This is a genomic window from Wolbachia endosymbiont of Tuta absoluta, assembly GCF_059414725.1.
Genome location: NZ_JBNRJY010000791.1, coordinates 1 through 5,277, shown reverse-complemented (window position 1 = coordinate 5,277; position 5,277 = coordinate 1). Strand labels below are relative to the sequence as shown.

The following is a 5,277-nucleotide window of genomic DNA, read 5'->3' as shown; positions in this document are numbered from 1 at the left end:
CATCCAAGGAGAATCAAACCCAAATAGAAGCTGCAGTGAAAATAAGATTAAAGGTATAGAAAGAATGGTTGTATAGCCAGGTGGAACAGGTATAGGTACTGATAGCGGTAAAGAGAAGATGATTATTAAAATACCAAAACCGCGCTCATGTAAAGCTGTTTTGATGTCGAACAATGTTACTTTATCACTATCGTTGTTATTGGTATCTGCAACCTCTTTTAGAATATCAGAGGCCAATTTTTTATCTTCAGTCAATTTCTCACTTTCTTCCACGATTAACCTTTAATAACATTCTAACTAACATAATTATTACTGTACTTCAATCATACCTCTTCAATTCTTTAGCCTTGTTTACACAAATGACACACACTTTAGTGCGTGTCACGAAACATAAGGAAGCTAACGATCTGGTTCATTAGATGATAGTTTCTCTGAATCCTTAAGTTCTTGTTTAAGGTTTTTAATGCCTTTGCCTAAATCACCCATAACTTGTGGTAACCTACCTGCACCAAACAGAACTAAGATTATTATTAAGACTAGAAACAGCTGCCATGGACCTAAACTCATTTGTACCTCCGTTGAAAATATTAACTTTTAGGTATTAAAACTTGACTGAAGCCAAGTGATACATAAATTATATCACCTTTATTAAATTATAAATCAAGAGTTTTTAATTATCTTATAATAGTTTTAGCCTAACATTAAGTTTAGTTTAGCTGTAGAGTAAAAGGAAGCTCACTAAAAAATTTTGCTAACGTATCATCTTTAGGTCTGTGGTATATGTAGCTAGGAACTCCTGATTGAATAATTTTACCATTTTTCATCACGTAAATAAAATCTGCAACTTACAACGCTTCTTGCTGATCATGAGTTACCATGAGTACAGGAATATTTTTGCTTCTAAAAAGTGACAATATATGGTGCCTTATTCGATATTTGAGCAGTATATCTAAATTAGAAAATGGTTCATCGAGCAAAACAACATCAGGATTTTGCGCCATTACTCTTGCTATTGCAACTAATTGTTGCTGTCCTCCTGATAAAGCATGAGGGTACATGTTTTCATATTTTTCTATATTAAATAGCTTTAAGATTTCCAATGCAGTAAGGTATTTTTCTTTCTTAGAAGTACTGCAAATAGCAAAAGTTATATTTTCTATTACTGTTTTATGAGGAAATAATGCAGAATGCTGAAAAATCAATCCGATATTTCTACGCTCTATAGCAATTGACACTTTGTTACTTGCAACTAATTTATCATTTATAACAATGGTTCCAGATTTTGGATTTTCTATTCCTGCGATTAATTTTAGAATTGTTGACTTGCCACAGCCAGAATGACCTAGTAAACAGGCAACACTTCCTTTCTTCACTTGAATGTTGATGTTGCTTAAAGCAAAGCCATCTTGATTACTATAAAAGTAACTAATATTGTTAACTAGCATTAATCTTTCAATTGGAATCGTATTATTAAATATAACAGTATTACATTCAAGAAATACAGAAATATTTTTTATTATTGTGAATTAATTGTACAGGGTACCTAGAAAAATGCGAGACTTTTTGCTATAATTTTGCATAAATAGCAGAAGACATGGGACTATAGCTCAGTAGGATAGAGCGTTGGATTCCTAATCCGAAGGCCGTGCGTTCGAATCGCACTAGTCCCACTTAATTTTAATAAAGTAGGAGAAACTAACACAGGTTTACAACACCGTTCTAGGAGTTAGAGTCCCAGTTTCTCAACTTACAGCGTTTGCATGCTTGGGTTTATATGCTCAACCTTATTTTCTTCCATTGCTCTATAACTTGGCAGTGTAGAATTTTTTACATGTAATCCAGTTACTATTACAACTAAAATAGCTAGGACACTGCAAACTAATGCACCAGCTAAAGATGGAACCATCACAGCAGCAGCAACAAACAATCCTGCAATAACAACTCCAACAACATCACTCCTTAATGAGGCGTAAAAACTCTCCTTACTTTTTTTGTATTTAGTTTCTTTTTCATGTGGTGGAGAAAATTGAGCCTCTACAAAGCCGTTAGCTTTCTTATCATTATTTGGTGTGACAGTTGGGCCAGTCCTTGTTGATACAGGTGCTTCATTTTTGTTATTATTACCATTAGTACTAACAGGGAGCACTGTTGCTACAGATCTATTACCAATATTTCCATTACTGCTGCAAGGTTTTGCTCTATTTTCTTTTACATTGGGTGTTTCTGGTGTAATAAAGTTTAAAAGTACCTGAGTAATTTCTTCTTGTGTATTATTTTGTGTATTATTCACAGCACACTCTAAAGCTGCTTGTCTGCTTTCAGCATTTACATAACCTAAAAATGCTTTAACTTCTTGAACATTACCTTGGATAATAGCAAGACGCAGAGCGTTAAATTTTTCTTCTTCATTAAATTTACCACTATCCAAGAGTATCTTTATAACATCAGCTTGTTTATTTATTGCAGCTGTACCCAACACAGTTTTGGAAGCAGTATCTTTAAAATCGATTCCGATGTTTAAATTTGTGAGTAACTCAACAATCTTTAGGAATATAATGCGATCGTCGATAATACCAGGTCCTTCTGAACGGACAGCATAATAAAGCAAAGTCCAACCATCTTGGTTTGTTATTTTTATATCTATTTTCTCTTTTTCAAGCTCATTACAAAACTCCTCAGCAGTTATATTAGGGTTGCTAGCTACAATTTTCTTTATCTTGTTGTATGAAGTAGAAAATTGATCATCTTCATTTTTGTTGCTAAGTTCTGCTCTACTCTCCTCCACATCAGGTATGTTTTGCTCCTCTTCTTCCTTCTCATTTACCGCTTCAGCTATTTGTTCTTGCTCAGGAAGCTTGAATCCGTTTTTAAGGAAAAATTCTTTAATACTTAGGTTGTCATTTTCATCTGCAAGTTTTAGAAGTAAATCTCCTAATGAATGGCCTCCTTCACATTTATCTTGAAAATTAATTTCTTTCCAACTTCCTTCCTTTGTTAGATCTTCAAGACTAGCAATCCCTTTATTATCAAATTTTAAAATTGCAGCTATTTTGCAATAAAACTTCTTAACATCACCATCACTATATACCATAATTAAACCCACTACTATAATGCTTATGTTATACTAACTTTCCCACAATCAGTCAAGGAATCTTGCAGTCTCAAATGGCATGATATATATTGATTTATAATTCTCGAGTAAATGATGGAAGATTTAGCCTATAAGTTAGTGAAAGTAACCGAAGCTGCAGCACTTGCTGCATATAAATTGGCAGGCCTTGGTAATGAAAAAAAGGCCGATCAGGTTGCAGTTGATGCAATGCGTACGGTGCTAAACTCAATGGAAATAAATGGTACAATTGTGATTGGGGAAGGGGAGAGGGACGAAGCACCGATGCTATATATCGGAGAAAAAGTTGGCACAGGAAGTGGCCCTGAGATTGACATCGCTGTTGATCCACTTGAAGGCACTACGATTTGCGCTCATTATAAACAAGGGGCAATGTCTGTTCTTGCTGCAACAAAAAAAGGTAATTTTTTACATGCACCTGATGTTTATATGGAAAAGATAGCAGTGGGAAAAAATCTCCCAGAGGGTGTAGTCTCACTAAAAAATAGGATTGAGAAGAATCTGGACAATTTAGCCAAGGCAAAAGGATGTAAAGCAAGTGATCTTATAGTAACTGTACTTAAACGTGAAAGACATGATGAATTAATAGCAAAAATTAGGAAGCTAGGAGCAAAAGTGAAATTAATAGATGATGGTGATGTTGCAGCCATAGTTTCGCTAATAAATGGCAATCACGATATGTATATCGGCACAGGAGGAGCTCCAGAAGGAGTGCTTGCAGCAGCAGCGCTAAGCTCAATCGGTGGGCAGATAGAAGGAAGATTAATATTTGACACGGATCAATTAAAAGAAAGAGCAAAAAATTTGAATATCACTGACCCAGAAAAAATCTACACCGTGAAAGACATGGCAAGAAGTGAATCAGTGTTCATTGCAACTGGAGTAACAAATGGAGAGTTTGTGGATGGAGTAAAGTTTGGCCAAGATATTTGTCTGACTAATTCATTAATAATATTGCCTGGTAAAGTAATAAAAATACAAACAAAATCAATATCTTAAACATTTGTCATATGCTGATTATAAAATTTTTATAGAAGGAAGATACTTATAATTGTCTTAAAAAAATGAATTTACATATTAATTTTAGCTTTACAACATTTGGCATTAAGTTATAGTTAAATAGTAATACTAAGAGGTGCTTAATGTTTAGTTCACTAACTAATTTTTTTACTAATACGTCTAAAAAGAAAAGTTCTCAATCTGAAGAAAATAATCATTCTTTCTCTAACAGCACAGAAAGTTTATTAGTCCAATCTACTAAAAAAAATCTTCAACTTGATGATCAAAGTAGAACTGACGTGTCTCCTCAAACAAATCTTCAATTTAGTGAGGATGATGTAAAAAACGTGCTCCAAGACTTCGAAAAATTGGATTTTAAGAACAGTAATGAGTGTTTTAACGAAATAGCAGAAGATTATGAAAGGAGGAAAAAAAGTGACCTTTTTAACTACGTAATATTGAATAAGCGAAAATACATAACAGATATATTAGATCAGAGGCTTGCCCACAAAGATCAAGAAAATTTTAGGAAGAAATTTAGTGAATATCTTCTTAAAATAAATGAGAAAATGAATTATGGGAAAGAATTTCAAAATAAACTTCAATTTTTTGAAGATAGGGTAGAAGAAGTATTATCAGATTTTAGAAAATTGAATTTTGGCCTTAAGGATAATTTGTGTAAAGATGATAAGGATAACGTAAATTATAATAAAGGCTGGCCTGCAGATCCATTTGACAAAATAGCGAATTATTATCGATGGAATAAGAACATTTTCCTTTTTAATTATGTAGTATTAAGTAAGCAAAAAGAAATAATAAGTATATTGAATGAAAAGTCTATTCCTGAAGACAAGCGAAAGAATTTTAAAAAGAGGTTGGGTAGATATCTTCTTCGAGTTGAAGAAGGGATGAGTAACGGACAGGAATTTCTCAAAACTGATAGTGCAGTTGCCTTTTTTGATGGATGTTATGTGCCATGCGCATATGCAAAACGTTCTCTTAATCATTATGATCGATCACTATATAAAAACTTTCAAACTTATCCGGGCGGAACAGTCGTTCCCCTAGTCACAACACCCACTCGCCCTACTCACCTCATCATCACTCTTTATAAAATTCTACGAACTTTGTCGAAACGAAACTTAAAG

General features: G+C 33.6%; 4 protein-coding genes, 1 tRNA gene and 2 pseudogenes. 3 read left to right on the top strand and 4 right to left on the bottom strand.

Annotated features, from left to right (window positions below; genetic code table 11):
- From ACJ5GX_RS08115 to ACJ5GX_RS08105, 3 genes and pseudogenes are all read right to left on the bottom strand, one after another.
- The coding region (locus ACJ5GX_RS08115) for an exopolysaccharide biosynthesis protein (protein ID WP_495292895.1) at positions 1-273 on the bottom strand (273 nt) is incomplete at its 3' end.
- 126 nt (positions 274-399) lie between these two features.
- A complete protein-coding gene (gene tatA / locus ACJ5GX_RS08110) occupies positions 400-567 on the bottom strand; it encodes a twin-arginine translocase TatA (protein WP_006013840.1) in 168 nt (55 codons plus the stop codon).
- A gap of 140 nt (positions 568-707) precedes the next feature.
- Positions 708-1,445: pseudogene (locus ACJ5GX_RS08105) on the bottom strand (ABC transporter ATP-binding protein).
- A gap of 151 nt (positions 1,446-1,596) precedes the next feature.
- Here ACJ5GX_RS08105 and ACJ5GX_RS08100 point away from each other — a divergent pair.
- Positions 1,597-1,670, top strand: a tRNA-Arg gene (locus ACJ5GX_RS08100).
- Between the two features lie 77 nt (positions 1,671-1,747).
- Here ACJ5GX_RS08100 and ACJ5GX_RS08095 read toward each other — a convergent pair.
- Entirely contained in the window at positions 1,748-3,091 is a 1,344-nt protein-coding gene (locus tag ACJ5GX_RS08095; RefSeq protein WP_052264987.1) for an ankyrin repeat domain-containing protein, read from the bottom strand.
- Between the two features lie 114 nt (positions 3,092-3,205).
- Between ACJ5GX_RS08095 and glpX the strand changes: the two genes are divergently transcribed.
- Together glpX and ACJ5GX_RS08085 are read left to right on the top strand one after the other, a co-directional pair.
- Positions 3,206-4,129, top strand: coding sequence for a class II fructose-bisphosphatase (glpX, locus tag ACJ5GX_RS08090; protein WP_007302771.1), 924 nt, complete (start codon positions 3,206-3,208; stop codon positions 4,127-4,129).
- Between the two features lie 143 nt (positions 4,130-4,272).
- Positions 4,273-5,277 (top strand): annotated as a pseudogene (locus ACJ5GX_RS08085) (hypothetical protein); the annotation flags it as partial.

What these genes read in the sequence shown, in the direction of transcription:
- ACJ5GX_RS08095 (WP_052264987.1), bottom strand. Translation starts at nt 3,091, where the DNA reads ATGGTATATAGTGATGGTGATGTTAAGAAGTTTTATTGCAAAATAGCT.
- glpX (WP_007302771.1), top strand. Translation starts at nt 3,206, where the DNA reads ATGGAAGATTTAGCCTATAAGTTAGTGAAAGTAACCGAAGCTGCAGCA.
- tatA (WP_006013840.1), bottom strand. Translation starts at nt 567, where the DNA reads ATGAGTTTAGGTCCATGGCAGCTGTTTCTAGTCTTAATAATAATCTTA.